Genomic DNA, 1,089 nt, shown 5'->3' with positions numbered 1-1,089 from the left:
ATCGTCTAGATAGCCTAAAAGAGTTACATATCACAGTACTAAATAATAATATTAATCGAATTGAAATAGAATTTTACAATGAAAATGAAACATACATTGCAGTAGAGAAGGAAGAAATTGCGAATGCTATTATGGGGGCATATACGAAAGCAAATATCTATTATGCAGCAGATCTTTATTATGTTGCGGAAGGAAATCAAATCAAATTAAAAAGCATTAAACCAAAATTAGCGGGTGATGTATGATGAAACAAGAAAAGGGGATGATCGGAGTCCTATGTACGCTTATTTTAATGATTTTACTACTTATGCCCTTACAAGCAGCTCAAGCTTCTGTAAAAGTAGATTTTAATAAACCGAATGGGAATGATCTTTCGTCATCCTTTCAAGAGGGATTGAACAATCGAGCGAAAACAACAGAGAAAGATGATTCATTCGGCTCATCAATCATACAAAAGATTGAGGGTATGTATGCACCGGCTTTTAAAGTAGGAGTAAACATCTTTTCTATTTCATTCGTATTAGGCGTTATTGTCATGGTTATGGCATTAATTACAAAGAATGGTCAATGGATGAAGTGGGCAACCGGAAGTATGATTTTCTCATTTATCAGCATGATGTCGATGAGATTAAGTGTATACTTCTTGTTCAGTTCTGATGTATTTTCGTTTATGAACATCTTTACGGATTTTTTAAACCTATTTAAAGCAACAGCACTTATTTTCACACCATTTATGTTAATCGCAGGTATTCGTTTAAGAAGAATTCATGAGAGTACGAAACAGCCCGAGTATTACCGTTGGTCTAACCGTGTCATAACAGGATCTTGTTTGCTGTGTATGTTGGCCGTACTCGCTCCATGGCTATTTGCTAATATGTAAAGAACTATATATAAAGATAGAAAAGGTACTGAATCTACATTTAGTACCTTTTATCTACCCATTAGGTTCTTTCTTTCATATCCTTCAAATACTTCTTCTGAAATTGGCGATAGTATGCCGCTCAAATACACAGCAGTATATAAAAAGTATTGCTCATCCCTTGTTTTAATTGTATGTGTACCGTGTTCCTCATTGTTTGGAATAATTCG

1 protein-coding gene and 1 pseudogene are annotated in these 1,089 nt (G+C 34.3%); both read left to right on the top strand.

The genetic code is table 11. From position 1 onward, the window contains the following. A pseudogene (locus tag CO726_RS31020) lies at positions 1 to 245 on the top strand (hypothetical protein); the annotation flags it as partial. Further along, on the top strand, positions 245 to 880 hold the full coding sequence (locus tag CO726_RS31630) for a hypothetical protein (RefSeq protein WP_136699920.1): 636 nt from the start codon (positions 245 to 247) through the stop codon (positions 878 to 880). The pseudogene CO726_RS31020 and the gene CO726_RS31630, both read left to right, overlap by 1 nt. The last annotated feature ends 209 nt before the right edge of the window (positions 881 to 1,089 follow it).

Source organism: Bacillus fungorum (assembly GCF_002746455.1).
Taxonomy (GTDB): domain Bacteria; phylum Bacillota; class Bacilli; order Bacillales; family Bacillaceae_G; genus Bacillus_A; species Bacillus_A fungorum.
Note: the sequence above shows the minus strand (reverse complement) of the source record. Positions and strands in the feature narration are given on the sequence as shown.